Consider the following 944-nt stretch of genomic DNA (forward strand, 5'->3'; position numbering starts at 1 on the left):
TGAACCGCCCCGGGAATCGTGGAGGCTGGTTGTTTTAAGTTAATAGCGGTTCTGCGACAGGCATTTGAAGCTGCCGATAGTAGTTTGCCTCAGCTTCGGCGGGCGGTATATAGCCGAGGGGTTCCATCAGCCGGTGGTGATTGAACCAGGCTACCCATTCCAGCGTGGCCAGCTCAACGGATTCACGCGTCTTCCAGGCAGCACGACGATGGATCAGCTCAGCCTTGTACAGGCCGTTGATCGTCTCAGCCAAGGCGTTGTCGTAGCTGTCGCCCCGGCTACCAACCGACGGTTCGATGGCCGCCTCGGCCAGGCGCTCGCTATAGCGAATACTGACGTATTGCGAACCCCTGTCGGAGTGGTGAATGAGAGATCCATCATTGCCAGGCTGCCGAGCGTAAAGGGCCTGTTCCAGTGCGTCCAGAACGAAGTCCGTGGTCATCGACCCACTGACGCGCCAGCCAACGATGCGCCGGGCGAACACGTCGATCACGAACGCAACGTACAGCCAGCCCTGCCACGTCGAAACGTAGGTGAAGTCCGATACCCAGAGCTGGTTCGGCCGCTCGGCCCTGAACTGACGATTGACCAGGTCCAGCGGACGCGCTGCTGTCGTGCCTGGAGTCGTCGTGCGAACCCGCCTACCGCGAATCACACCGCGCAAACTCTGCTGCTTCATCAGTCGCTCGACCGTGCAGCGCGCCACCGGGATGCTTTCGCGGTTCAACTGCTTCCAAACCTTATCGGCCCCGTAGACCTGCATGTTGGCCTGCCAGACTCGCTTGATCTCGGGCCGCAGCAACTCATCGCGTTTGGCCCGTGCCGAGCGACGTGACGGATCGCGAAGCTGCGCAGCATGGCGCCGGTAGCCCGACGGGGCAATCCGCAAGACCTTGCAGATCGGCTCGACCCCGAAGACGTCGCGGTGCTGATCAACAAAGGCC

Annotated in this window: 1 protein-coding gene and 1 other annotated feature; the gene reads right to left on the reverse strand. The window is 61.3% G+C overall.

What is annotated here, in order from left to right; genetic code table 11:
- Positions 1 to 34: 34 nt before the first annotated feature.
- Positions 35 to 944 (reverse strand): IS3 family transposase (locus tag OR16_RS37525; protein ID WP_006164389.1); only part of this gene is annotated, 910 nt, incomplete at its 5' end.
- Positions 875 to 944: a sequence feature (AL1L pseudoknot), on the reverse strand. This feature is flagged as partial in the annotation. (Overlaps the previous gene by 70 nt.)

The sequence above is a fragment of the Cupriavidus basilensis OR16 genome (genome assembly GCF_000243095.1).
GTDB classification, from domain to species: domain Bacteria; phylum Pseudomonadota; class Gammaproteobacteria; order Burkholderiales; family Burkholderiaceae; genus Cupriavidus; species Cupriavidus basilensis_D.